The sequence below is a fragment of the Arthrobacter sp. NPDC093128 genome, from assembly GCF_040683875.1.
Classification (GTDB): Bacteria; Actinomycetota; Actinomycetes; order Actinomycetales; family Micrococcaceae; genus Arthrobacter.
In genome coordinates this window covers 165,608-188,491 of the sequence record NZ_JBFBEY010000012.1, presented here as the reverse complement: position 1 = coordinate 188,491, position 22,884 = coordinate 165,608, and the positions used below count along the sequence as shown (strand labels likewise).

General features: G+C 64.3%; 24 protein-coding genes and 2 pseudogenes. 12 read left to right on the top strand and 14 right to left on the bottom strand.

Translation table 11 applies throughout. The features are described from left to right. Window positions 1-99: 99 nt before the first annotated feature. A complete protein-coding gene (locus AB0N24_RS15895; protein WP_364126107.1) occupies window positions 100-2,592 on the bottom strand; it encodes an FAD-dependent oxidoreductase in 2,493 nt (830 codons plus the stop codon). A gap of 54 nt (window positions 2,593-2,646) precedes the next feature. Then, window positions 2,647-3,561: a formyltetrahydrofolate deformylase gene (gene purU, locus AB0N24_RS15890; RefSeq protein WP_364126104.1), complete on the bottom strand. Its 915-nt coding sequence runs from the start codon at window positions 3,559-3,561 to the stop codon at window positions 2,647-2,649. A 137-nt stretch (window positions 3,562-3,698) separates the two neighbouring features. On the opposite strand from purU, the gene AB0N24_RS15885 reads away from it, so the two are divergent. The 4 genes and pseudogenes from AB0N24_RS15885 to AB0N24_RS15870 all read left to right on the top strand — a co-directional run bounded on the left by AB0N24_RS15885 (window position 3,699) and on the right by AB0N24_RS15870 (window position 6,793). Then, window positions 3,699-4,376, top strand: coding sequence for a GntR family transcriptional regulator (locus tag AB0N24_RS15885; RefSeq protein WP_364126101.1), 678 nt, complete (start codon window positions 3,699-3,701; stop codon window positions 4,374-4,376). 158 nt (window positions 4,377-4,534) lie between these two features. Then, a pseudogene (locus AB0N24_RS15880) lies at window positions 4,535-4,706 on the top strand (cyclase family protein); the annotation flags it as partial. Window positions 4,707-5,123: 417 nt separating this feature from the next. Next, complete coding sequence (locus tag AB0N24_RS15875; protein WP_364126098.1) at window positions 5,124-5,618, top strand: DUF1801 domain-containing protein; 495 nt, start codon at window positions 5,124-5,126, stop codon at window positions 5,616-5,618. A 380-nt stretch (window positions 5,619-5,998) separates the two neighbouring features. Next, entirely contained in the window at window positions 5,999-6,793 is a 795-nt protein-coding gene (locus tag AB0N24_RS15870; protein WP_364126095.1) for a hypothetical protein, read from the top strand. Between the two features lie 104 nt (window positions 6,794-6,897). Here AB0N24_RS15870 and AB0N24_RS15865 read toward each other — a convergent pair whose 3' ends face one another. The 3 genes from AB0N24_RS15865 to AB0N24_RS15855 all read right to left on the bottom strand — a co-directional run bounded on the left by AB0N24_RS15865 (window position 6,898) and on the right by AB0N24_RS15855 (window position 9,693). Then, on the bottom strand, window positions 6,898-7,491 hold the full coding sequence (locus AB0N24_RS15865; RefSeq protein WP_364126093.1) for a dihydrofolate reductase family protein: 594 nt from the start codon (window positions 7,489-7,491) through the stop codon (window positions 6,898-6,900). Between the two features lie 519 nt (window positions 7,492-8,010). After that, complete coding sequence (locus AB0N24_RS15860; RefSeq protein WP_364126090.1) at window positions 8,011-8,352, bottom strand: DUF1801 domain-containing protein; 342 nt, start codon at window positions 8,350-8,352, stop codon at window positions 8,011-8,013. 792 nt (window positions 8,353-9,144) lie between these two features. Continuing rightward, on the bottom strand, window positions 9,145-9,693 hold the full coding sequence (locus AB0N24_RS15855) for a TOPRIM nucleotidyl transferase/hydrolase domain-containing protein (RefSeq protein ID WP_364126088.1): 549 nt from the start codon (window positions 9,691-9,693) through the stop codon (window positions 9,145-9,147). Between the two features lie 95 nt (window positions 9,694-9,788). Here AB0N24_RS15855 and AB0N24_RS15850 point away from each other — a divergent pair, with 95 nt between their 5' ends. Beyond that, complete coding sequence (locus AB0N24_RS15850; RefSeq protein WP_364126086.1) at window positions 9,789-9,938, top strand: hypothetical protein; 150 nt, start codon at window positions 9,789-9,791, stop codon at window positions 9,936-9,938. A gap of 357 nt (window positions 9,939-10,295) precedes the next feature. Here AB0N24_RS15850 and AB0N24_RS15845 read toward each other — a convergent pair whose 3' ends face one another. From AB0N24_RS15845 to AB0N24_RS15825, 5 genes are all read right to left on the bottom strand, one after another. Then, on the bottom strand, window positions 10,296-10,643 hold the full coding sequence (locus AB0N24_RS15845) for a DUF2809 domain-containing protein (protein ID WP_364126083.1): 348 nt from the start codon (window positions 10,641-10,643) through the stop codon (window positions 10,296-10,298). A gap of 261 nt (window positions 10,644-10,904) precedes the next feature. After that, window positions 10,905-11,834, bottom strand: a complete 930-nt coding sequence (locus AB0N24_RS15840; RefSeq protein ID WP_364126080.1) for an NAD-dependent epimerase/dehydratase family protein — start codon at window positions 11,832-11,834, stop codon at window positions 10,905-10,907. A 117-nt stretch (window positions 11,835-11,951) separates the two neighbouring features. Continuing rightward, a complete protein-coding gene (locus AB0N24_RS15835) occupies window positions 11,952-13,202 on the bottom strand; it encodes a hypothetical protein (RefSeq protein WP_364126078.1) in 1,251 nt (416 codons plus the stop codon). Beyond that, entirely contained in the window at window positions 13,192-13,962 is a 771-nt protein-coding gene (locus tag AB0N24_RS15830) for a TIGR03943 family protein (protein ID WP_364126076.1), read from the bottom strand. The genes AB0N24_RS15835 and AB0N24_RS15830 overlap by 11 nt, the downstream gene beginning before the upstream one ends. Further along, window positions 13,952-15,007, bottom strand: coding sequence for a permease (locus AB0N24_RS15825; protein ID WP_364126074.1), 1,056 nt, complete (start codon window positions 15,005-15,007; stop codon window positions 13,952-13,954). The genes AB0N24_RS15830 and AB0N24_RS15825 overlap by 11 nt, the downstream gene beginning before the upstream one ends. Before the next feature lie 628 nt (window positions 15,008-15,635). Here AB0N24_RS15825 and AB0N24_RS15820 point away from each other — a divergent pair. Further along, a complete protein-coding gene (locus AB0N24_RS15820) occupies window positions 15,636-16,055 on the top strand; it encodes a hypothetical protein (protein ID WP_364126072.1) in 420 nt (139 codons plus the stop codon). A gap of 266 nt (window positions 16,056-16,321) precedes the next feature. Here the strand turns inward: AB0N24_RS15820 and AB0N24_RS15815 are convergent, their stop codons facing one another. The 4 genes and pseudogenes from AB0N24_RS15815 to AB0N24_RS15800 form a co-directional block, all read right to left on the bottom strand. Beyond that, window positions 16,322-16,660 carry a YnfA family protein gene (locus AB0N24_RS15815; protein ID WP_104176079.1) on the bottom strand — a complete coding sequence of 113 codons (339 nt, stop codon included), beginning with the start codon at window positions 16,658-16,660 and terminating at the stop codon, window positions 16,322-16,324. Window positions 16,661-16,738: 78 nt separating this feature from the next. Continuing rightward, window positions 16,739-17,085: pseudogene (locus AB0N24_RS15810) on the bottom strand (hypothetical protein). Window positions 17,086-17,120: 35 nt separating this feature from the next. Then, window positions 17,121-17,471: a metalloregulator ArsR/SmtB family transcription factor gene (locus AB0N24_RS15805; protein ID WP_364126069.1), complete on the bottom strand. Its 351-nt coding sequence runs from the start codon at window positions 17,469-17,471 to the stop codon at window positions 17,121-17,123. An 82-nt stretch (window positions 17,472-17,553) separates the two neighbouring features. Continuing rightward, the gene (locus AB0N24_RS15800) at window positions 17,554-18,294 is read right to left on the bottom strand and encodes an MIP/aquaporin family protein (RefSeq protein WP_364126066.1); all 741 of its coding nucleotides are present in this window, start codon (window positions 18,292-18,294) and stop codon (window positions 17,554-17,556) included. A 45-nt stretch (window positions 18,295-18,339) separates the two neighbouring features. On the opposite strand from AB0N24_RS15800, the gene AB0N24_RS15795 reads away from it, so the two are divergent. From AB0N24_RS15795 to AB0N24_RS15770, 6 genes are all read left to right on the top strand, one after another. Continuing rightward, a complete protein-coding gene (locus tag AB0N24_RS15795) occupies window positions 18,340-19,014 on the top strand; it encodes a helix-turn-helix domain-containing protein (protein WP_364126063.1) in 675 nt (224 codons plus the stop codon). 147 nt (window positions 19,015-19,161) lie between these two features. Next, window positions 19,162-19,584, top strand: a complete 423-nt coding sequence (locus tag AB0N24_RS15790; RefSeq protein ID WP_364126060.1) for an arsenate reductase ArsC — start codon at window positions 19,162-19,164, stop codon at window positions 19,582-19,584. 27 nt (window positions 19,585-19,611) lie between these two features. Beyond that, window positions 19,612-20,487 carry an FAD-dependent oxidoreductase gene (locus AB0N24_RS15785; RefSeq protein WP_364126057.1) on the top strand — a complete coding sequence of 292 codons (876 nt, stop codon included), beginning with the start codon at window positions 19,612-19,614 and terminating at the stop codon, window positions 20,485-20,487. Window positions 20,488-20,658: 171 nt separating this feature from the next. Next, on the top strand, window positions 20,659-22,041 hold the full coding sequence (locus tag AB0N24_RS15780) for an FAD-dependent oxidoreductase (protein WP_364126054.1): 1,383 nt from the start codon (window positions 20,659-20,661) through the stop codon (window positions 22,039-22,041). A gap of 199 nt (window positions 22,042-22,240) precedes the next feature. Continuing rightward, window positions 22,241-22,675, top strand: a complete 435-nt coding sequence (locus tag AB0N24_RS15775) for a low molecular weight phosphatase family protein (RefSeq protein ID WP_364126052.1) — start codon at window positions 22,241-22,243, stop codon at window positions 22,673-22,675. Between the two features lies 1 nt (window position 22,676). Continuing rightward, window positions 22,677-22,883 carry a hypothetical protein gene (locus AB0N24_RS15770; RefSeq protein WP_364126051.1) on the top strand — a complete coding sequence of 69 codons (207 nt, stop codon included), beginning with the start codon at window positions 22,677-22,679 and terminating at the stop codon, window positions 22,881-22,883. Window position 22,884: the final 1 nt, after the last annotated feature.

Sequence of the window (22,884 nt, the reverse complement as noted above, 5' to 3'; positions counted from 1 at the left end):
TGGGAAGGGTTTGAGATGTGATGGAGGAGCAGCGGCCCGGACTCTGGTTGCGAGGTGAAGAGTCCGGGCCGCGTGCCCTTTTAACGGTCTGGCGGGTGGTTAGCCGCGGAGCCTGGTCATCGTCGGGTCGTACAGCGGATCTGCGGTGACTGTGGCCTGGATGCGCCGTCCGAAGTACTCGATCTCGACCGAGTCACCAATGGACACAGCGGCCGGGAGGTACGCGTAGGCGATCGGCTTGGCGATGGTGTAACCGTAGGCCGCACTGGTGACATAGCCGACTGCCTGGTCCTTGTAGAAGACCGGCTCCTTGCCCAGCACGATGCTCCGGCCGTCGTCGACCGTCAGGCAGCGCAGGCGGCGGGCGGAGTTCTCCTCGGTGCGGCCCTCCAAGGCGGCTTTTCCGACGAAGTCTTCCTTGGTCATCTTCACGGCGAATCCGAGGCCGGCTTCCAGGGGGTCGTGCTCCGTGGTCATGTCGGTGCCCCACGAGCGGTAGCCCTTTTCCAGGCGCAGCGAGCTGAATGCGGCGCGGCCGGCAGCGATCACGCCGAACGGCTGCCCTGCCTTCCATAGTGCGTCCCACAGGCGCTGGCCGTTGTCCGCGCTGGTGTACAGTTCCCAGCCCAGCTCGCCGACGTAGGACAGCCGCATTGCGGTGACTGTGACGCCGCCGATGACAACCTTCTTAGCCCGGAAGTAGCGCAGGCCGTCGTTGGAGAAGTCGTCGCTGCTGACCGTGCTAATCAGGTCCCGGGCGAGGGGTCCCCACAAGCCGATGCAGCATGTCCCGCCGGTGGTGTCGCGCACCTGGACCCAGTCGCTGGCGGTTCCGTTTTCCGTCTGGTGGCGTGCGGCCCGCTCAAAGTAGGCTGTGTCGATGTTTCCATTGGCTCCGAGCTGGAAGGTTTCTTCGCTCAGGCGGGCCACGGTGATGTCGCTTCGGATCCCGCCGGCGTGGTCCAGCAGGAGGGTGTAGGTGACGGCCCCCGGCTTCTTGGTCATGTCGGCGGTGGTCAGCTCCTGCAGCAGCTTCAGGGCTCCCGGGCCGGAGACCTCAAGGCGCTTGAGCGGGGTCATGTCGTACATGGCCACCGCGGTGCGGGTCTTCCAGGCTTCGGCTGCGGCGATGGGCGAGCTGAACATACCGGACCAGGCGTCACGTGCCGGCGGCTGCCATTCGTCAGGCATCTCCTTGAGCAGTTCGGCGTTGGCTTCGAACCAGTAGGGGCGCTCCCATCCGCCGCCCTCCAGGAAGAAGCCGCCCAGCTGCTTGTGGCGGGCGTGGAACGGGCTGACGCGCAGGTTCCGCGGAGAGAGCTTGGGCTGCAGCGGGTGCAGGACGTCGTAGATTTCCACGAAGTTCTGCTGGGACGTTTCGCTGACGTATTCGGGGGTCAGCTGGACCTCTTCGAAGCGGTGGATGTCGCATTCTCCAAGGTCGATCTGCGACTTGCCGGTGGTCAGGAGCTCCGCGACAGCGCGGGCGATGCCGGCCGAGTGGGTGACCCACACGGCTTCGGCGACGAAGAAGCCGTCGACCTCCTTGGACTCACCCACCAGGGGGCCGCCGTCCGGGGTGAAGGAGAAGATGCCGTTGAAGCCGTCGTCGATCTCGCTTTCGCGCAGGGCCGGCAGCAGCTGCTTGGTGGCTTCCCATGCCGGGAGGAAGTCCTCCAGGGTGAAGTCGAGGCGGGAGGGCATGTTGTGTTCACTGATGCTGTTGGGGTCGTAGGAACCCAGCTCATCAACATCCACGGGCATGGGACGGTGCGCGTAGGAACCGATGCCGTAACGGTCACCGTGCTCGCGGTAGTAGAGGTCCTGGTCCTGGTGCCGCAGGATCGGCAGGGAGGCGTCGTTGGGCAGTTCGTTGCGGCCCTTCTGCGCCGGGACCGGAGTGGTCTTCACGTACTGGTGGGCCAACGGCAGGAGCGGGACTGACATCCCGATCATCTCGCCGATCTTGGCGCCCCAGAAACCGGCGCAGGAGACCACGATGTCGGCAGGGATGGTGCCTTCGGAGGTCTGGACACCGGTGACCCGGCGGCCGGACTGTTCGATGCCCATCACCGTGGTGTTGCCCAGGTACTTGACGCCTGCGGCTTCCGTGCGCTTAATCAGCAGCTGGACTGCACGGGCAGCACGGGCCAGGCCGTCGCTTGGAACGTGGAGACCGCCAAGGATGTCTTCCTCATTCAGGAGCGGGTATAGCTCCTTGCACTCGGCGCGGGTAAGGATCTTGCCGTCGATACCCCACGCCGCGGCATAGCCGAGCTTCCGCTTCAGGTCCGCGAGGCGGGTCTCGGTGGTGGCAACTTCCAAACCGCCGACCTGGTTGAAGCAGCTGACGCCGTCCTCGCTCAGGGACAGGAGCTTCTCAACCGTGTACTTGGCGAAGGTAGCCATGGTCTTGGAAGGGTTGGTCTGGAAAACGAGGCCCGGGGCGTGGGATGTGGAGCCTCCAGGCATATTCAGGGGTCCCTGGTCCAGAACGGTGATGTTGTTCCAACCCCGCGTGACCAGTTCGTCGGCCAGGTTCGTGCCGACGATTCCCGCTCCAATAATGACAATGCTTGGCGTCGAAGCCATGTGGTTTCTCCTGCTGATTTTCGTGTGTTGTCTCTGCTGATGTGGTGGTCGTGCTTACCGGAACACGACAGTGCTGGTTTGGTCCAGCAACACACGGTGCTCGCAGTGCCACCGCACGGCGCGGGACAGTGCCAGCGCTTCCGCGTCCTGCCCGACTGTTGACAGTGCCGTGGGACCGTAGCTGTGGTCCACCCGGATGACTTCCTGTTCGATGATTGGACCTTCATCGAGTTCAGCAGTCACGTAGTGGGCTGTGGCGCCTACCAGTTTGACGCCACGGTCGTACGCCTGGTGGTAGGGGCGCGCTCCCTTGAATCCCGGAAGGAAGGAGTGGTGGATGTTGATGGCCCGGCCTTCAAGGGAGCGGCAGAGGTCATCGGAGAGCACCTGCATGTACCGGGCGAGCACAACGAGGTCGATGTTGTGCTCGTCGACGAGGTCCAGCAGGCGCTGCTCGGCGTCCGCCTTCGTTTCGGGGGTCACGGGGAGGTAGATGAAGGGGAGGCCGGCGGCGTCGGCCATGGCCCGGTGGGTTTCATGGTTGGAAACCACGACGACGATGTCGCCGCCGAGGCTGCCGCCGCGCCAGCGGAAGATCAGGTCGTTCAGGCAGTGGCCGAACTTGGACACCATGACCAGAATGCGCTGCTTGGTCTGGTCATGGAAGCTGAACTTCATCTCGAAGCGGTCCGCAATGGTGCCGAACTCCTCCTGGAGCCGCTCCGGCGTGTACTCGGGGGAACCTGAGAATGCGGTGCGCAGGTGCAGGGTCTCGCGGAGCCCGTCGTCGAACTGCTGGTGCTCGTCTATGTTGAAGCCACGTTCGAAGAGAAAAGTGGTGACCGCCTGGACAATACCGGCACGTTCGACGCACGACAGTGTGAGTACGAACTTCTGGGCCTGGTCTTTCACGCGGGGTTCGGTCTGAGTCAGCGTGCTGGTTGATGAGTCTGTTGCCACGAGGGTCATGTCTCCTCCTTTGAGTATCTTCCCGTTAGATATATTCTCAGATCGTGTACTGATATATTAGGGCTCGGAATCAGCGTATACTGGTCAGTGGGCGAGGTCAATAGCCTGATTGGCTTGAATGGAAAGGGGTCCAGGTTATGGCAGTTGAAGCGTTGGCGGCCGTGGATGCAGTCAAGAAGTCGTTGGCGGACGTGGCATACGAGCGCATCCTCGACCGCCTGCTGATGCTGGAAATCAAACCCGGCGATCTCCTTAACGATGATCACCTCGCCAAAGACCTGGGCATGGGGCGGACTCCGGTGCGGGAAGCTTTGAAGCGGCTTGAGCTTGACCGCCTGGTGGTTTCCTACCCCCGCAGGGGCACTTTTGCCACCCGTGTGGAGGTGACCGACCTTGCTTTCATTTCAGAAATCCGGACGCAGCTTGAACCGCTCGCAGCGTCCCGTGCCGCCCGGGTGGCCACGGAACGGCAGCGGGAGCAGCTGCGGGCTGTGCTGCGGGCTGTTGAATCCTTCGATACCCATGTAGCCTCCGTAGTTGAAACCCTGCGCCTGGATGCGCGCGTCCATCAAGGCATCTACGCGGCTGCGGCCAATCCCCACCTCGAAGATGTCCTGATTCGCTACGACAATCTCGCGACACGAATCTGGTGCATGGTCCTGGATCGCCTTCCCGACCTGTCCCGTCACGTGCATGAGCATGTGGACCTGCTCCGTGCGGTTATCGACGGAGATGAGGCCCGGGCCGGGGAGCTCGCGCGGATCCATGTCTGTGGCTTTGAGCACGCTGTGCGCGAAGCTCTTTTCGCCGCCTAGCCCAGACCTTCACGCCAGGGATGAAGTGCAGCCCGGAAGGGCTGCGCTTCAGGCGTTCAAGGCCCTCGTACGCTGCGCGGCCGCTCTTGGCTCTCGTGATTGCTCCAGGGCGACATGCGGCAGTCTGGATCACTGGCCGCCCGTTGTTTGCGCGGCACCTGCATCGGCCTGCTCGCCAAACTTGGCATGCCCCTGGGCGAACTGTGGCGGCTCGGGCCCCTCAGCCGGCACATGAAAAAGACCGGCAGCTGGGACGCATTTATCAGCGTCAAACCGCTGAACATCACCGGAGGGACGGGGTCACCAGCTAACGCCACCGCGCTGACTTGAATGTGGGCCGTCCAGCGATATGAGGCCCAGCGAACGGTCACACCCGCCGATCCGAGACGCGGTCAGCTGTTCCGAAGGACCACATCCCGGCAGGCGGTCGCGCTCCGGCTGGGCACGTCCCGGAACAGCAACCACGACACCAGTCGTCGCCCCTGTCGAGCACTTCCCGAAGCGGAAACCGACCGTGGCAACCAGGGACGGCTCCCATGCGACGAATCGGCTCAGTGACGGAGCGCATGCAGCACGCTACCTGGAGTGGTCTTGTGCCGTTGCAGGTCTTTCACTTCTTCATGTCCGAGGAGTTTTTCTTCGCGATTTTGGCCTCGGTTCGCTACTTTCTGTCGCACGGCGCGCGGTCATCTTGCCGGTTGTCCGGCCAAAGGGTGCGTAGATTGACCACATGGAATAATGCTCTCCATGACCAGCAGGGAGACCGGTAAGAGCGAAACTGAAACGCCGGCCACGCGCACAGCGGCTGATCTCGGCGTCGCCATCACGCTGCCGGAAGCCATGACCGGCAGGGCAAGCCCCGCGAAAGCTGCGGTCGGCGACAAGCCGGTCTTCGCATATATCGCCAGCCTGCCACAGCCGCAGCGGGGCATCGCCGAAGCGGTCGATGCGCTTGCGGCTAAGACCTTGCCTGACCTCCGGCGCTCCGTGAAGTGGGGCATGTCGTACTACGGCGTGGGCGACGGGTGGTGTTTCAGCTGCGGCGGTTTTGCTGGCCACGTCAAGCTCATGTTCATCAATGGCGCGGCGCTCGAGCCTGTACCGCCGGTGGCACCAGTGGGGATGGGCAAGTCGACGCGGGGTGTGGAGCTCGAATCCATGGACGACATCGACGAACGCCAGATCGCAGCGTGGATGAAACAGGTCGCTTCCGTGCCGGGTGTTGGGGGCAAGAAGCGCTGAACCCGAGGCTTGCTGCCGAGGCAAACGGCCACCCGGAAACGCACGACACGCGAGCGAAAAGTCTCTGCGGGCGAAGACCACTGTCTGTTTCGAACTATTCGGGACGACCATCGCGTCCGCACGGATCATTCCCCAAAGTCAGAAGGGCCCGCGCGCGGCCTGCTGATTGGGAGGCTCCGGCAGTAGCTTGCTATATGGATGCCAGCACGACGGCGAGCTGGCAGTTCATGTTGAATTTTCTTGTATTTGTTGAGCCTGATGCGTACTGGGACGGAAGATTTCCTCAGCGATTCCCAGCGACTCCCTGCTGCCCCTGCGCCGTACCTAACCGCGCGGGTACGCGACGGCGGGCCCGCCTCCCGCATTGCTACAGTGAGCCCATGAGCATGGCCAGCGGGGAAGAAGAACCGGCGAACGCCAAGGCAGGGGCCCTGCCGGACGGCTCAGTCGCCGTCGGTCCGGCTGCTGTTGCGCCCGCAAAGAGGACAGTCCGGAGTCCTGCTTCCCGGCCCTCTATCGCGCCGGCCGTCCTGCTGCCTCAGCGGCTGCCCGCTTGGCTAGTCCGGAATCCGCTGCATGCAGGCTGGGCGTGGACGGGTTTCTGGGCGTTGCTGATCATTGTTGACGAGTTCGTGGACCTGGCCGGCTGGACCTGGTACGTGCTTGTGGGGATGGCTGCCCTGCCGACGCTGGCCTGCACTGTAACCGTGCTCCATGCGACCCCGCGCCGGTACCTCAAGCCCCAGAAAGAATCGGTGCTTGCGCACTTCTTTGTCCGGTTCCTAGCGCTGACGGCTGCGTTTATGGTGTGGGGCCTCTCCGTGGTGGCCAGCGCCTCGATTTCCACAACGGTGCAGGCACTGGCCGGGAACTCGGAGCGTGCGGTGACGTCGTTGGGGTTCAACCTGCTCCTGGCGGCGGTCCCCTTGGTTGTGTCGGTGTTGTGGATGGCGCTTATTGTGCGCTGTGCGTGGTTCCTGCGCCGTCTCCGCGGCTGGCGGCAGAACCCGGAAGATTCGCGGCTGCCCAAGAGATTCCTGCGGCATTCGCCCCAACTCCGGGGTGTTGTGGTGGGTCTCGCCCACCCCGGCTTGCTTCTGGTGGCTGGGCTTGGCACGTCGGTTCTGGCACTCTTCCTCGGCGCCATGGAATTCACACTCAACCTGATTGCCTGAGGACCGGCAGCTTCGGGCAGGAAAGAGACCTTAACCCCGGGCGCGGTGGTCACGGAGGCATGGACCAGGATTTTGAAGCCCCATGCCCGGTCACGGCCGGAAAGCTACTCGCGGCGTCGTTGCGGGCCAACGCCCTCTGGGATGCCCTTGTGCACGTGTGGGATGTACACGAGCTTCTGGGTGCGGCCGTCGAGCACGGTCGATTCCACGAGCTCGAGGTCAAATTCGGGACCGTCGTGGAACAAAGACGCATAGCCTGCCCGTCCTGTAATGGCCGGAAAGACCATCACCTCGAGTCGGTCGACGAGTCCGGCCGCGAGAAGGGCGCGATTCAACGAGATGCTGCCGTGCGACCGCATGGGGACATCCGTCTCACGTTTCAGCCGCTCAACCGCTGTCACCGCGTCCTGGTTGACTAGTGTCGAGTTCTGCCAGCCGAGTGGCTCCTCGAGCGTGCTCGAGAACACGATCTTCGGCAATATGTTCAGGCTGTCGTAGTAGGGCTCGTCATACTCGACCACGTACGTTCTGAATTCTCTGAATGTCGTGGCGCCGAATACGAGCACCTGATCCTGCGCGAAGGTCCTCACCCGGTCCGCGCGGAGCTCAGGGCCCTCCTTTCCCCAATAGCCGGGCCAGCCTCTCGCTGATCCGTTGCCGTCGAGACTGCAGAAGAAGTCGACCGTGAAGGAAGCCATCTCTCCACAGTAACCAAACTCATGGCACTCCGGGAGTGCTTGCCTTGTGCTGCGCGAGCCAGTCCCTGTGTGCTGCCACACCGTGTGCTGCCACACCTGAAGGCGTCGTCGCAGCATTGGGAAGTGAGTGTTTCGCCCATTTCTCCTGCATCGTTCAGAGGGAGCATGGGTTTCTTGAGCTTGTCCCAGGCGAGCATGTGATGCTGAGCTGGCACGATGATCAACCGGATGAATTTTCCATCGTTGCGGACCGCGTCGAACGCACGTAGCCAACGAATCATTTCTCGCAGCAGCCGCTTACGCCGCGAAAGCGGCCGGGCTGGCGTTCCGGATCAGCTCACGGCCGTCTCCGACGAAATCTCCTGGCAACTCGGGCACATGAACACTCAAGCCGGGCGGCTCTTCGGAACTTGCCACCGCTTGGTGAGAACTCTGCCGGCCTGCTCGGTCCGGACTTCTCGCGTCGGCACGTGCTCGTCCTGAAGACGGTCGGCTCGCACTTTGTGGCAGGGGCCCGTGTCAGGCAACCGCTTTCTCGACGAGCGCGCGAATCTTGGCCTCCGTCGCAGCATCCAGCGAGGTGATGGTCCATGCGACCGGGTGCATGCTGGCGCCCTCTTCACGTGCGGGGTTCACGACTTCGCCAAAGCCGAACGCGATGAAGTCCTTATCCGGTTTGATGTAGCAGATGTCCTTGCCGTCCTTCACATAGAACGGGAGTCCCCAGCGTACGATCGGCTCCAACGAGGGCGCGCTCTCCCGGATGATGCTATGCAGGCGTTCTCCAATCTCCCGGTACTGTGCGGGGGCTTCACTGAGTTTGGCGAGAACAGCCGCATCACCCTTCTTCGTGAACATCATGTTCGAGACTCCTTTTGGTTGTCGTCAGGCAATGGTCGTAGCGGGCCTCGTGCACCCGTGGACCACCGAGCGCGCCTGACCGGCGACGGTGGCAAGCCTACGTCGCAGGGGCGGAGATAGTCGAGGCATACGAGGCAGTCCGCGATCCGGCTGGGCCCTTCGTGGTCGACGAGGATGCGCTCACAACCGGCGACGCGCACTCGGCATCCTGCGCCCGGGTTCACCAAGCCCATGTGGGCGCAGACCAGGATTCGAGAGTATGACGACTCGAGCCGCCGTCTTCTTCCGGCCGATTCTTATCGGCCTTTTGATCACCACCGCAGAGGCAGCGACCGGCGGCCTCGGAAAACACGCGTTGGGAGCAGTGCTGAAAGGGCGCCGAGCGGAGGTACGCAGGCGTTTCGGCCCCAAAGAAAAATTCACTTTCACTTGGTGAACGCGTTGAGGCATCGGCGGCGTGCGCCGCGTAGTTTAGCCCGATCGCAATGACCTGCCGGGGCTGCGATGCGGGACTTCCAAAGGACGACGGCGGCACCTCGGCCAGCGGGGTTTCCGCTCCATTGCTCCAGCGTGAAGGCAACGCTGCGAAGCTCGTGCCAGTGCTCGTAGCATTCCCGGATCCGGGGACTGAAATGTCCGCCGGTTTAAGGACTGCTCGGCGCAGGACTCTCGTCTTCGCGCATGGCCGCTTCTACGAGGATATGGCGGCGATAATGCCTTGACGCCGTTGTCCTCGGAGCAGGTCACGTGGTTGGACGCGATGAGGGCATTCGACCATTTTGGACAGTAGGATCACCGTGAGAATGACGCAACGAGGCGGGCGAGTGGCGGAGGCGCATGCCCGGCCGGTAATGCGTCGACTAGCAGGGGAGCGTATCGGACCTTGTTACCGCTGCGTCCTCCGAAGAACCGGCGCAACTGCGCCGTTATGGGCCGCTGTCGCAGTGACGGCTGGCGTTGGAGAAGCCGGAACGACGCGAGTTCGCGTTGAGCCGCAATGACATTGAGCACGGCATCGATCCCAAGGCAGCGGATGAGTTCGTCCTCTAGATCGTCGTGACAGACGTGGAACCCAAGCTCGGCTAGCGAACCGGAGCCGATACCTGCCCGGCCGAGTGCGCGGGCGATGCCAGGAGATTCCCCTGCATCACACAGGCCGAACAACCGGTGGCCTGCGCCATTCGGGCCGTAGCGGTCGAGGAAGCGGACGATACTTGTCGCGCCTCCCATCGGTACGACCGAGACGCGCAAGGCTGTCAGGTCATGGCCAAGGCGAAAGGCCAGCGTCTCGACCGCCAGCCGGTCACTCTCGCCCTCGACCAACACGGTCGTCGCCTGCATGGAACTAGTATGCCGGACGCCCCCCGTACACAGTGAACACGCAGTATTTCTGACTACCGTGAGAGAAAACCGCCATTTCTGGAAGGATCGCCACTGTGGGAACCGAATACGTCAGGACCGAGGACGACCAGCCGGCGGCCGACGCCAGCCTGGTCGAAGACATTATCGAGCTGCAGCCGTTCACAGCCGGCGAAAAGACCGGGCCCGTGGACACCGCCCATGCCCAGGAACTCCACAACTTTTAGCCCACGCAGCCAGGATGCTGCCCCTTGATTTCCCTTGCAGAGGAAACGGAAGAAGACCGGCACCAAGTGCAGGTCTTCTTCCGTTTCCAGCGGGTACTTTGGTGCGCTTCTCCGCTTTTGAGACAAGAATTCGGGCGTCCCACCGTAAGGTTCGAGGCCAGCGCCGACCCACATTGGACGGAGGCTCCAGGCAGCAGCATCTGTTTGGAAGCTCCGACCGCAATATATGTGAATCCGGGCCAGGAGCCCACCTGCTGGCCAAGGCAATTCACGTGGCATCCGTGGCCAGGGAGGCAGCCCCGAATCTGTCCTCGAACGAATTGCCCAAATGAGTCCGGGGGCAGGAAAGTACGGCACCTAGGGATGGCGAGCGCTGTTCACCGCGCCCGTGGTCCAATCCATCGCGTAAGCGACGGCAGCACCACCGGCGTAGGCCAACAAATCCGCGGTGCCGAACGTGGTCCCGAGGACCAGCCGAAGGGGTGGCCAGGATTCTCCGAGTTCGGCAGGAAGACCAGTGAGCTGGAACAGTTCGATCAGGACACAGACTGTAAAGGCTGCGGCTGCAATCAGTACCTTGGACTTCGACGGAATCAGGATGGCCACGAGAATGTAGACCAGGACCGCGTACATGCCATCACCGGCAGGGCCGGTCCATGTCGCATCGCTGAGCGTGCGAACGCTCAACCCGAGCACAACGCTCATTAGCCCGGCGATGCACAGCAAGGCCCGTCTGATTCTTGAACGCCCCCGTTCGGGAGAACAGCTCACTGCCCGCCTCCATTGTCGAAGCTGCCCATTTTCCTCCCGGATGCCGACCAACGAGAACCTCCGCGTTCAGCCTAGCTCAGCGCTCTGTCGTGGTAGACGAGCCGCCCGATGACGGGGAGCCCGCCAGGGCGGCGGGGCAGTCCCTTACACCACGAAGCGCTTTCTCAGTTATGTAGGTCGTTCCGCTTGAAACCGCTACCGAATAGCTATCTGCGGCAGAACCCACCGGACCTCTTCAGCAACGAGGCTGATGCCGCTCCCTGCCGGTTCATATCCGAGCTCGCGGGCGGCCGCCGAATCTAGCGTCATTGGAGTCTGCCATGGATGCTGTCCTCGGTCGGAGCCGCTGGCGACACGCTCTATGGTTCCTTCCCATGAGAGTTCCGCGGCGATGGCGCCCACGATCTCCTCGGCTGTCGGGGTGTCAGGATCGGCGGCGTTGAGTATACGGCGGCCAGGACGGCCGGCGACGGTCTCGACCAGTGCTGCAGCATTCGCGGCCGCGGTAAGGTGATCGATCGTGTCGCCGTCGGCGAGCTCAATTGTCGGCTCTCCCCGGAGCATCCACTCGACCACGCTCGTGGTGCGCGCGTTCCGTGCCCATCGTCCGTGGACCTTCGACGGCCGGATTACGGTTACCGGGAGGCCGGAGTCGAGGGCGGCCAGCTCGGCGGCAACCTTGCAAGCGGCGTACCCTTCCCGGATGAACGGGTCCGTGTCGTCCGTTGCGGGCGGCAGTGTGGGGCCGTCTTCGCGAACCGGCCCGGCGAACTGCGGCGGATCGTCCCCGTTGATGTGCCGCCCGGAATCGTCGACGTAGACGGCTCGGCTCGAGACCAAGACCAGGCTTTCAACCGATGCCATCGCCGGTAGGAGTGCCCGCACGTCCGCGGCGGTGTAGGCAACGAGGTCCACGAGCAGATCCGCGCCGTTCCCCACGAGCCGTTCCACCCCGCGGGTGTCGCTGCGCTCAAGCTGGTGGAAGCGCACACCGCACTCTGACAATTCCCTCGGCATCCGGGAAGGATCGCGGCCGGTCACCTCCACATCCCAGCCGGCCCGGGAAAGCAGCATCGCTGTCGCACCGCCCATGGCACCAGTGCCACCCAACAGAACTGCACGCACTCCAACCTCCGCACCAGCCAACCTTCGCACTCTACGGGAACCAAGGCGGCCTGCCGAACCCTCGACGGGACGGAAGCCGAAGGCTCTCAGCAACCGGCAGGTCCAAGTTCTCCGCATCTATCTGCACCAGCTGGGGAGGAAACCCGGAAGGCTGCGGACGTGTCTTCCGGTGTCCAGCTCGATGATCTCGGTCCGCATGGGTGAATGGGCGGGCAGGACAGGGTACCGGTCAGCGGCGCCTTCGGGCGCTGTTGCTTCGACTGCTATGAACTTTCCGTCCGGGGAGGGGCAGTAACCATCGATGCGTGACCAGACGGGATCCGGTTGGTAGAGCGTCTTTGATCCCGTCGCATCTGTCACCGTGAGCACGGATGTGACCTTACCTGCGGTGTTTTCGCTGGTGCTCTGGGTGTACCGGCCGCTTTCGTTGAGGAGAACCGTGGCACCTGGCCATGACCTGTCGTTGCGGCTGACCGGCTTGAGGTCGAGCGGGCTGGCGGTCCCGTTAGTGAGATCGATCGTTGAGTTTTTCGCGACCTTGTTCGTGGGGTCGGACGATGCGTCGACGACGTAAATTTTCCTGGTTCCGGGAACGAAACCGTGGAACTCGGCGTGCAGGCCCAGCGGCGCGGGGTTTGCGGCAGCAAGGGCGTCGGCGAGGAACATGGTTCCGGATTCATTCTGCACTACCAGTGAGAAGGTGTTCGGGACGAAGGCCCAGTCGAGGACTGAAACGGGCTTTCCATCGAGACCGCGGATTTCTCGCGGGGGCGTTGAGGGATCCTCGGTGTCGTAGACGAACAAGGTCTTCCAGTGCTGCTGTGACGGCGGGGTGCTTGAGAAGGCGAAGCCGACGAATCTCTTGGAAGCTGCGCGCAGGAGTTCGACTTTTCCGGCTCCCGGAAGCGGCACCTGGGCCTCTGGTCCGCCGGACAGGGGGATGATCTCAAGGGAGCTGGAGTTGTCGTCATTGATCGTGACGGCGGCAAGGGCGGTGGGGAGCGCGGCGTATTCCTGGATCCGGGGGGCGGTAAGGATGACGGTGCCGTCGCCCGAGTCGGCGATGTTGGTTCCCCGTATGGTGTCGGGTTTCTTCTTTCCGGCGTTGTCGTCGGTGACGTCGCGTTCGAGCGTGTAGAGCTCGAAGCCGGAGGTGCCGGCTGTCCCTTCCAGCGCCGACACCGCGTTCGGGCGTGGTTCGGTGGCGATATTCGCAGCCGTGAGGGCCGCACAGAGCACCAAAAGGAGCGCGATCGTGCCGCGGAGCCGTACGGCATATGAGAGCCCGCGCGGGCGACGGGCAGGTGCCGGGATGTGTTTGGTTGGCCGGGGTCTTTTGCGTTGGGCCGCGGAGCGCTTAGTAGACATACGGAGAATCCGGCTTCGGAACAGAAGTGATGGAGTCAGGGACCATCACCAAAACCTCATCGCTCATCCGGCTCGGGTTGGTTCGGAAGCCGCCGGAGACGGTTACCCAGCTGTCGGTATCGAACCGGTCCTGCCAGCCCGGGGCGTATACCGGCAGGCCGATTGGCTGGGCGTCCACGGCGCAGCATGTCACGACGAAGCGGGCGGCGAAGAACACGTTCTCCGGGTCGCTCTTGTCCGGTGTTACGAATCCGGTGACCGTTGCCGTCTTGCCGGTCAGGTATTCCTCGCCAACCCCCTGTCGCAGCAGCGAGATCCAGTCCTTCATGGTGAACGTTGTGTAGTCAGCGCCCACGAGTTCGACGGCTTCGTCCCTCGACAGCGTCGATGCCGAGCCGTTGAGGTCGCGCTGGGTGACCGTCGCGGTGCTGAGAGTGGACGGCGGCAGGATCAGTAGTCCCACGACGGCCGCGGCGGCGATCAGAGTGCTTCCTGCGGCGCCCAGCCGTCTCCAGCGGCGGTTGCCGGCGTCGGCATGCCCGTGCTCGTCGGGATGCGCGGCGGAACCGCCGGGAACCAGGACGAACGCGGCCAGCGCCAGAACCCCGGCGATCAAGGCCATGATGATGGTGAACACGAAGTACCGCGGGTGGATGTAAAGAGCGAGCTGCCCTGTGAAGCCCAGCCAGAGGGTGGCAACGACGCCGATGATGCTCAGCAGCACGCCGAGCCAGCGGTCAAGAAGGCGCCTATAGAACATAGTTGACCGCCAATCCCAGGGCGGCGGAGCACAGTGCGACCACCACGGTGAGCTGCAGGAGTGTCTTCGCTGTGAATGTGGTGCGAAGGAGGGCGAGCATCTTCACGTCAATCATCGGCCCGAATACCAGGAATGCAACGATGGAGCCCGGCATGAACGTTGCGCCGAAGGACAGGATGAAGAACGCGTCCACGTTGGAGCACACCGCCACGACAAAGGCCAGGACCATCAACGCTGCGACCGACCAGACTGGGCTGGCCCCCACCGAGACCAGGACGTCCCGCGGAACCCCGACCTGTATCAAGCCCGCGATGCCGGCTCCGATGAACAGGGCAGGCATCATGGCGCCGGTCTCCCGGACAAACAGCTGTACGCTGCGTCCCACTCTCCCCGCTGCCTGCCCGGCGTGGTCCTCCAGGGAACACTCCTCCTGGAACCGGGACGTTAACAGGACCTCGGGGCGGGGATGGCGGCTATAGATCCATCCGATCAGGTTGGCGATGAGGAAGCCCCCCGCAATGCGCGAGACGAGGATGCCGTTGTCCCAGCCGAACGCCTGTTGGGTGGTGATGATCGTGACCGGATTCAGGATCGGCGCAGCAAACAGAAACGTCATGGATTCGGACACGGTCAGCCCCCGGACGATCAGCCCCCGGGCCAGGGGAACATTCCCGCATTCGCACACCGGAAGCAGCATGCCCAGCAGGGAAAGAATCGGCCGCCTAAGCGCCGGACTCGCAGGCAGCCAGCGGAGGATGAACCCGTCCGGCAGCCAGATCTGCACTCCGATCGAGAGCACAATGCCGAGGAAAACGAAGGGGAGGGATTCGATCACCACGCTGATCGACAGCGAAACAAAATCGCGGGCAGCATCCGCCAGCCAGGCGCTTCCCTCCTCCGCCGGAGCGAGGATTCGGAGCGCCAGCAGGGCCGCGAAGACTGCCAATCCGATCAGCAGCGCCGCAGTAGGCCGGAGCCGGGTTCCAGGGAGCGCATGCGTGGGGGCGTCAGGGCGTGCCTCGACGTGTTTGTCTGTGGCTGGCACCGGCACGGGCACTCCCTACTGGGTCGCATCCGTCTGTCCCTGTCGCCGGCGCGGCTGCCGGGGACAGCCGGCCGGAAGACGGTGACCGACAGACACAGCGAAGCTACGTTTCACAAAGCACCGTCCCGCCCGGTCCGGTGCAATGGCCCCAGTCTAGGCAAAGGACCCCGAAAGCTCATGAGTGGCCGCTACCTGAGTTTCTCACCCGTAACCACTCGCATCAACGGCCTCATGCGCATCAGTGCCGCCTGTCTCGGTGCGGGTGGTTAGCAAGCCTAAACGATTGTCCGTGATGGTCGGCGGTGCTTTGATGGTTGTCGGATGCCTCGGCATATGGGGCATGCCGCCATACTTTCACCGGGACCGGCGGAGGGCAGGAGGATCGGGCTGTCCATTCTCCTTCGCCATCTTTGCCTTGGTCCGGGGCTTCGTCATCCTGTCGTGGAATCACAAGTCAGCGGAACGTTTCACCATCTGGCGCGAACGTTGGGCTTGGACGCCAGAACGGACGCCGCGCGATCCCAACTGGGGTGGGACGCCCATCAGGAGCGGGCGCCAGTTCTCAGGGGGCGTGTGCTCCAAGCCATATCGTCTACTTCATTAGCATGTGCAGTGAGGGAAAGAAGGCATGATGACCGAGACATCCACAGGGCCCCATCCGTCCACGGGTGACACCGTTCTGTCGCTCGGTCTGCATCCGAGCGCCGCCGACCTTAGCCGCTACCCGGAAATCACCCAAGAGATGTTGGTGACCCGGATCGCGGCGGGTGAGGCGGCCTTGCGCGAGGCGGGGTTCGACATCGTGCCATGCCAAATCCCAGCCGACCTGGATGAGGCCGAAAAAAGGGTCCGTGAGTGCATTGCCGAGCAACCGGTCCAAGTCGTGATGATCGGCGCGGGCCTGCGAATGGCCGCGGAGCACACCTTGCTGTTCGAGCACGTCGTCAACCTGCTCAACGAGCTCGTCCCCGGCATCGTGTTCTGCTTCAACACGTCACCGGAGACCACCATTGATGCATTGCGCCGATGGGCGCGCCCCAGCTACTGAAACGGCAGAAATCCTCCCCGCTTGGCAGTCGGTCGAGGGTCAACTGCGAGGGCCGGGTCTGGTCCCGGGCCGCAGTGCGTCCCACAGGCCGCATCCGCTGCGGTCCTGATGCGCCGCAAGTGGACGGGGACATCTTGGCGCCCAATGCGGCCAGGGCAGCTTGGACGTGCTCGAGTGCCCTTCTGTGTTGGGGCAGTCATCGATGTGGAGAAGTTCTATTCTCATTTGGTCCTTGTCCGGGTCGTCGGCCGACTGGAAGCGGAGTTTTATGCCGCATTGCGTGGTGCGAACATAATCACGGCCACCCCGAGCAGGCAGATCACGGAGCCGGTGATGTCCCAGCGGTCGGGCCGGAACCCGTCGAAGATCATGCCCCAGGCCAGGGACCCGGCCACGAACACGCCGCCGTAGGCGGCGAGGATTCTGCCGAAGTGGGCGTCCGGTTGTAGCGTGGCGGCGAAGCCGTAGATCCCCAGGGCGAGGATCCCGAGTCCGGCCCACCACCATTCCTTGCCCTCCCTGACTGACTGCCAGACGAGCCAGGCCCCACCAATTTCAGCCGCTGCGGCGAGGGCGAACAACAGGACGGTTTTTGCGATGGTCACGGATCTATTTTGGCAGAACCGACCCTGACCTTCTTTGGTCGGCCCTACGCAGCCTTTCGTTTAGGGGCCCCGCCCGGTTCAGATGGCGGGGGAGCGGCGTTCGATCAGAATGGTGTCGCGCCACTGCCCCGTTAGTGGCCCGTGGGTCATCCTGGCGATGCGGTGCCTGCGCCCGACGACGACGTAGCCGTTGGCGAGGTGGAGTTTGAGGCTGGCTTCGTTTTCGGGGAAGACGCTTGCCTGGATGGTCCAGATCCCGTCAGCCTCGGTGGATTCTGCCAAGGCCCCCAGCAGCACCGCTCCCAGGCCAGTTTCGAGGTGTTGAACTGTTCCCAGTCGGGCGCCTCTGATTCGAAGGTGGCGTGCCCGGTGCCGATGCCTTCACGGTAGATCTGTTGGATGACTGGCCAGTCGTCGCGGCGCATGGCACGGATCGTGATCGCGGATGGTTCCGGCGCGGTCACAGGGTCGCCAAGAGCCCGGCCGTCTGTTCCAGGGCGCCGGGGACCAAGGAGTAATAGGCCCAGGTGCCACGCTTTTCGCGGTGCAGCAGCCCGGCCTCGACCAGGATCTTCAGGTGGTGGGAGACTGTGGGCTGGCCCAGGTCCAGCGGACCGGTCAGGTCGCACACGCAGGATTCGCCGGAGGCGTCGGCCTTGACGATGGAGAGCAGCCGTAGCCGGTTCGGGTCGGCCAGCGCCTTGAAGACTAGGGCTTTCCGCTTTGCCTCCTCGGCGCCCAGGGCTGGGGGCCCTGCCGGGGCGCAGCAGGCTTCATCCGTGGCCGACCCGAGTACGGGCAACAATTTCATGTACCCATTATGCCCCAATATTGATAATCATCAATGTATAAGCCGAAGAGCTCGACTCGGCCGGACAGGGTGCCGCCGAAGGCTATGAACTGGTCGTTTCGGAGCTGCGCGGAAGAACGACGTCGTCCGCCGCGCGGTCCGCGGAGGGGAACAGGATTACGAGGAGCCCAAGTCCTGCAGCCGCGCCGACGAGCTGCGCCAGGACAAAGCCGGGAACGGACGCCGGGGCGATGCCGGCGAAGGTGTCACTGAAGATGCGGCCGACTGTCACCGCCGGATTCGCGAACGAGGTTGAGGAGGTAAACCAGTACGCGGCGCCAATGTAGGCGCCCACGGCGGGAGCTGCAAGGACGCCCCGTTTGGTGGCGGCCAGGGCGAAGATCAGCAGGATGAGCCCGGTGGTCGCTACGACCTCGCCCAGCAGGTGCCCCGTCGATGCCCGGTCCTTGACCGAGACGGAGGTGCCCACCTCAAACATGGCGTTCGCCACGACGCTGCCGCTGATGGCACCCACGATCTGCGCAACGGTGTATGTGCCCAGTTCCGGCAGGGCCAGTCCGGCACCGCCGCGCCGGCCCAACACAAAGTCCACCAGCGAGACCACGGGGTTGAAGTGGGCGCCGCTGACGGGACCGAACACGAGGATCAGGACTGTCAGGCCCAGCACGGTGGCGGTGCTGTTCTGCAGCAGCTGCAGCCCGACGTCGTTCGGGGAAAGCTGCTGGGCGGCGATCCCGGAACCGACAACGATCATCACGAGCAAACTGGTGCCGAGCAGTTCGGCGAGGGCACGGCGCCACAGCGGCGGATGTTGAGAAGTCATGCCAACAGCTTGACTCAAGATATTTACTCAGTCAAAATTGAACCAATGAATACTGACCCAGTTGAAGTCTTTCGGGCGCGGGTCGCCAAGCATGCGGCCCTCGCGGATCCTGCGCGGCTGCGGATCGTGGACCTGCTGACCCTGGGAGACCTTTCCCCTACGGAGCTGCAGGCCGAACTCGGGATGCCGTCAAACCTGCTGTCCCACCACCTGCGCGCGCTGGAAGGCGCGGGCCTGGCGACGCGCCACCGGTCGGAGGCGGATAAGCGCCGCAGCTACATCCGGCTCGCCGCGGGGGCGTTGGAGGGACTGGCTCCCGGCCGCGAACACGGAGCCCGCCGAGTCCTCTTCGTCTGCACCCGGAACAGCGCCCGGTCCCAGCTGGCCGTCGCACTCTGGAACTGTGTCAGCGAAATCCCCTCGACCTCCGCGGGCACGCATCCCGCGGACCACATCGACCCGGGCGCCATTGATGTTGCCCGCCGCCACGGCGTCGCTCTCGCGGACGTTCCGCCGCGCCGGCTGGATGAGGTGGCGAACGATGGAGACTTCGTTGTGACCGTGTGCGATAACGCCCACGAGGAAATCCGCGACCTGGGCGGGATCCACTGGTCCGTTCCGGATCCGCTCCGGCTGAACACCGAGGACGCCTTCGAAGGCGCTTTCACTGACATCGCACGCCGCATCAGCGGCCTCGCACCCCGCCTGCACGCCGCGTAAAACCCGACAACCCGCCAATATTGACAAGTGTCGATTTGTTGTTCGATACTGCATGCATCGACAGGCATCAATGTCTAGTCGCTCAGTGCGGGGACAATGACCTCATCAAAAACCGATCCATACGTAACTGATTCCAGGAGAAAACCCGTGACCGCCGAAGCCGCCAAGAAGCCCTCCGTCCTGTTTGTCTGCGTCCACAATGCCGGCCGTTCCCAGATGGCCGCCGCCTTCCTGACAACCCTCTCGAAGGGCGGCATCGAGGTCCGCTCCGCGGGATCCCAGCCCGCTGACAAGGTGAACCCGGCCGCCGTCGAGGCCATGGCCGAGCTCGGCATCGACATGTCCGCCGAGATCCCGAAGGTCCTCACCACCGAGGCCGTCAGGGAATCGGACGTGGTGATCACCATGGGTTGCGGCGATGAGTGCCCGTACTTCCCCGGCAAGCGTTATGAGGACTGGGTCCTGGAGGACCCTGCCGGCCAGGGCGTCGACGCCGTCCGCCCGATCCGCGACGAGATCAAGACCCGCATCGAGGGCCTGATCGCTTCCCTCAGCCCCGCCGCCAAGTAACTGTCCCGGACACCAGGAGAGATCTTCGTGAGCACCAAAGAAGTAAGCACCGAACAGCTGATCATCATCGGGTCCGGCCCCGCCGGCTACACCGCGGCCATCTATGCCGCCCGAGCCGGACTGAAGCCCCTGGTTCTGGCCGGGGCGGTCACTGCCGGCGGCGCGCTGATGAACACCACCGAGGTGGAGAACTTTCCCGGCTTCCCCGGCGGTATCCAGGGGCCCGAGCTCATGGACGGCCTGCAGCAGCAGGCTGAACGGTTCGGCGCGCAGGTGGTGTTCGACGACGTCACCGAGGTTCAGCTGACCGGTCACCTCAAGCGGGTGGTCACCGGTGCCGGCGACATCCACGAGGCGCCCGCTGTCATCCTCGCCACCGGCTCCGCATACAAGGAACTGGGCCTGGCTGAGGAGAAGAAGTTCAGCGGCCACGGCGTCTCCTGGTGCGCCACCTGCGACGGATTCTTCTTCCGCGACCAGGACATTGTGGTGGTGGGAGGCGGGGACTCGGCCATGGAGGAAGCGACCTTCCTGACCCGCTTCGGGAAGTCCGTGACCGTCGTGGTCCGCAAGGGTGAGTTGCGCGCTTCCCGGATCATGGCCCAGCGGGCCAAGGACAACCCGAAGATCAGCTTCGCCTGGCACTCGGCCGTCAGCGCCATCCACGGTGACGGCAAGGTCACTGGTGTGACGCTGAAGGACACCCGCACCGGCGAAACCCGCCAAAAGGCCGCGACCGGAATCTTCGCGTGCGGCGACGCCGTGGACCACCGCTACCGCCAGGCCATCACCGCCGCCGGCACCGGCTGCGCCGCCGCCCTGGACGCCGAACGTTACCTGGCCGCCCTGGACGACGCGGACAGCATCGCCACCGCCTTGGTGGAAGAACCCACCCACGCCTAATCCAGTACAGGGGAGGAGGTGAGCTGAATGAACACCGGATGCTGCGACGACGGTTGCTGCGACAACGATCAGGACTGCTGCTAACACCCTCCCGCCTGCCGGCCCCCACAAGGGACCGGCAGGCATCTCCCACCAAAACCGCCAAACCTACGGATGAAACAGAGGACAACCATGGATTCAGCGAAGAACCTTCCCGTTGCTGTGATCGGCGCCGGCCCCGTGGGTCTGGCCGCCGCCGCCCACCTGCTCGAACGCGGCCGCGAACCCCTGATCCTCGAAGCCGGGCCCACAGCGGGCGCCGCCATCGAGCAATGGCGCCATATCCGCCTCTTCTCCCCGTGGCGGTTCAACATCGACGCCGCCGCCGTCCGCCTGCTCGAGACAACCGGCTGGGAATCACCCCGGCCCACGGCCCTTCCCTACGGCGGGGAACTCATCGACCAGTACCTGACACCGCTGGCCGCCCTTCCCGAGATCGCTTCCCGGTTGCAGACCGGCGCCAAGGTACTCGCCGTGACCCGCACGGGCATGGACAAGACCCACACCCGCAACCGCGACACCGCACCCTTCGTCGTCCGGGTTCAGCATGAGGACGGAGAAACCCGCGACCACACCGTGGCCGGAGTCATTGACGCCTCCGGCACGTGGTCTATCCGCAACCCGCTCGGCACCTCGGGCCTGGCCGCCATCGGCGAGGATGCCGCAGCCGACCGGATCTCCGCCCCGCTCCCGGACGTCACCGGCCGCGACCGCGCAGCGTTCGCCGGCCGCCGTGTCCTGGTCGTCGGCGCCGGCCACTCCGCCGCCAACACTCTGATCAGCCTCGCCGATCTCGCCAAGGAAGAACCGGACACCCGGATCCTGTGGGCGGTCCGCGGCGCGTCCGCAGAGAAGGTCTACGGCGGCGGGGACGCCGACGGGCTGCCCGCCCGCGGCCAGCTCGGTGCCCGACTGCGCCGCCTCGTCGAGGCAGACACCATCGAACTGCACACCGGCTTCGGCATCGCTTCCCTCAAGGCACTGGCTTCCGGCGTGACAGTCGAAGCGGTTGACGGCCGCACCTTGGACGCCGACGTCGTGGTGCCCTGCACCGGCTTCCGGCCGGACCTGGAGATCCTGCGCGAACTCCGCCTCGAACTTGATCCCGCCGTCGAAGCTCCCAGGGAGCTGGGCCCGCTGATCGACCCCGAATTCCACTCCTGCGGCACCGTCCCCCCGCACGGCGCGAGGGTCCTGGCTCACCCGGACAAGGACTTCTACATCGTGGGCATGAAGTCTTACGGACGGGCGCCGACCTTCCTGCTGGCCACCGGCTACGAACAGGTCCGTTCCGTGGTGGCCGCCCTCGCCGGAGACCGTGAAGCCGCGGACACCGTCCACCTCGAACTCCCCGAGACGGGCGTCTGCAACACCGACGCCGGCACCAGCTGCGACGTCCCCGCATCTGCCGCGGCCACTCCAGACGCGGAGGAGGCGGGATGCTGCGGCGCGCCGGAACCGGTGCTGGTCGGTTTCCCTACCGGCCTGGCCCACGGCCGCTCCGGCATAAACTAGGACCCCCGCCGACCGAGCAATGGAGTGCTTCCCTGCCGGCAACCGAATTCTCGACCCCGCCGTCGTGACTGTAGTGTCCGAGATGGGCCCGGACCTGTCCCGGAACTACCCCCTTCGACACGGTCCGGGGGATCCGCGACCTGATCCACGCCAGGGTCAAAACCCTGGTCGACTCACTCACAAAGGAAACAACGCATTCATGACCCAGGAAACGTTCAACGCCCAGAAGATCCCCGCCGTGCTCTTCGTCTGCAGCAAGAACGGCGGCAAATCCCAGCTCGCCGCCGGACTGATGAAGCAGCTCGCCGGCGGAGCCGTCACCGTATACTCCGCTGGCACCAAACCGGGCAGGTCCCTCAACCCGCAGGCCGTGGAGTCCCTGACCGAACTCGGCATCGACATCACCGGAGAACACCCCAAACCCGTCACCGACGAGGTCCTGGACACCGTGGACGCCGTCATCATCCTGGGCACCGAAGCGAAGCTCGAACCGCACGAGGGCACCCGCTTCGAGATCTGGGAAACAGACGAGCCCTCCGACCGAGCCATTGAAGGCATGGAACGCATGCGCCTGGTCCGGGATGACATCAAGGCCCGGGTCCAGAAGCTCCACTCGGAGCTGACCGGGGACTAGCATGCCCGCCCCCGCGGTAACCCGGTCACTGGTCGCGGAGGGTGCACCGCGCGGGGGTCTCGCCGCACTGTGCATCACCCAGACCACCGGGCGGGGCGTGCTCTACTATGCGCTGTTGGCGGCGGTCCGTCCCATCCTCGAGGACACCGGCTGGGACCCCGCCGTCGTGACCGGGGCGTTTCGGCCGGACTCCGGGCGGGCAGGGTGAG

Bases quoted from the DNA above. Each gene is read 5' to 3' on its own strand.
- AB0N24_RS15895 (WP_364126107.1), bottom strand. From the start codon at position 2,592: ATGGCTTCGACGCCAAGCATTGTCATTATTGGAGCGGGAATCGTCGGC.
- purU (WP_364126104.1), bottom strand. From the start codon at position 3,561: ATGACCCTCGTGGCAACAGACTCATCAACCAGCACGCTGACTCAGACC.
- AB0N24_RS15885 (WP_364126101.1), top strand. From the start codon at position 3,699: ATGGCAGTTGAAGCGTTGGCGGCCGTGGATGCAGTCAAGAAGTCGTTG.
- AB0N24_RS15875 (WP_364126098.1), top strand. From the start codon at position 5,124: ATGACCAGCAGGGAGACCGGTAAGAGCGAAACTGAAACGCCGGCCACG.
- AB0N24_RS15870 (WP_364126095.1), top strand. From the start codon at position 5,999: ATGAGCATGGCCAGCGGGGAAGAAGAACCGGCGAACGCCAAGGCAGGG.
- AB0N24_RS15865 (WP_364126093.1), bottom strand. From the start codon at position 7,491: ATGGCTTCCTTCACGGTCGACTTCTTCTGCAGTCTCGACGGCAACGGA.
- AB0N24_RS15860 (WP_364126090.1), bottom strand. From the start codon at position 8,352: ATGATGTTCACGAAGAAGGGTGATGCGGCTGTTCTCGCCAAACTCAGT.
- AB0N24_RS15855 (WP_364126088.1), bottom strand. From the start codon at position 9,693: ATGCAGGCGACGACCGTGTTGGTCGAGGGCGAGAGTGACCGGCTGGCG.
- AB0N24_RS15845 (WP_364126083.1), bottom strand. From the start codon at position 10,643: ATGAGCGTTGTGCTCGGGTTGAGCGTTCGCACGCTCAGCGATGCGACA.
- AB0N24_RS15835 (WP_364126078.1), bottom strand. From the start codon at position 13,202: ATGTCTACTAAGCGCTCCGCGGCCCAACGCAAAAGACCCCGGCCAACC.
- AB0N24_RS15830 (WP_364126076.1), bottom strand. From the start codon at position 13,962: ATGTTCTATAGGCGCCTTCTTGACCGCTGGCTCGGCGTGCTGCTGAGC.
- AB0N24_RS15820 (WP_364126072.1), top strand. From the start codon at position 15,636: ATGATGACCGAGACATCCACAGGGCCCCATCCGTCCACGGGTGACACC.
- AB0N24_RS15805 (WP_364126069.1), bottom strand. From the start codon at position 17,471: ATGAAATTGTTGCCCGTACTCGGGTCGGCCACGGATGAAGCCTGCTGC.
- AB0N24_RS15800 (WP_364126066.1), bottom strand. From the start codon at position 18,294: ATGACTTCTCAACATCCGCCGCTGTGGCGCCGTGCCCTCGCCGAACTG.
- AB0N24_RS15795 (WP_364126063.1), top strand. From the start codon at position 18,340: ATGAATACTGACCCAGTTGAAGTCTTTCGGGCGCGGGTCGCCAAGCAT.
- AB0N24_RS15780 (WP_364126054.1), top strand. From the start codon at position 20,659: ATGGATTCAGCGAAGAACCTTCCCGTTGCTGTGATCGGCGCCGGCCCC.
- AB0N24_RS15775 (WP_364126052.1), top strand. From the start codon at position 22,241: ATGACCCAGGAAACGTTCAACGCCCAGAAGATCCCCGCCGTGCTCTTC.
- AB0N24_RS15770 (WP_364126051.1), top strand. From the start codon at position 22,677: ATGCCCGCCCCCGCGGTAACCCGGTCACTGGTCGCGGAGGGTGCACCG.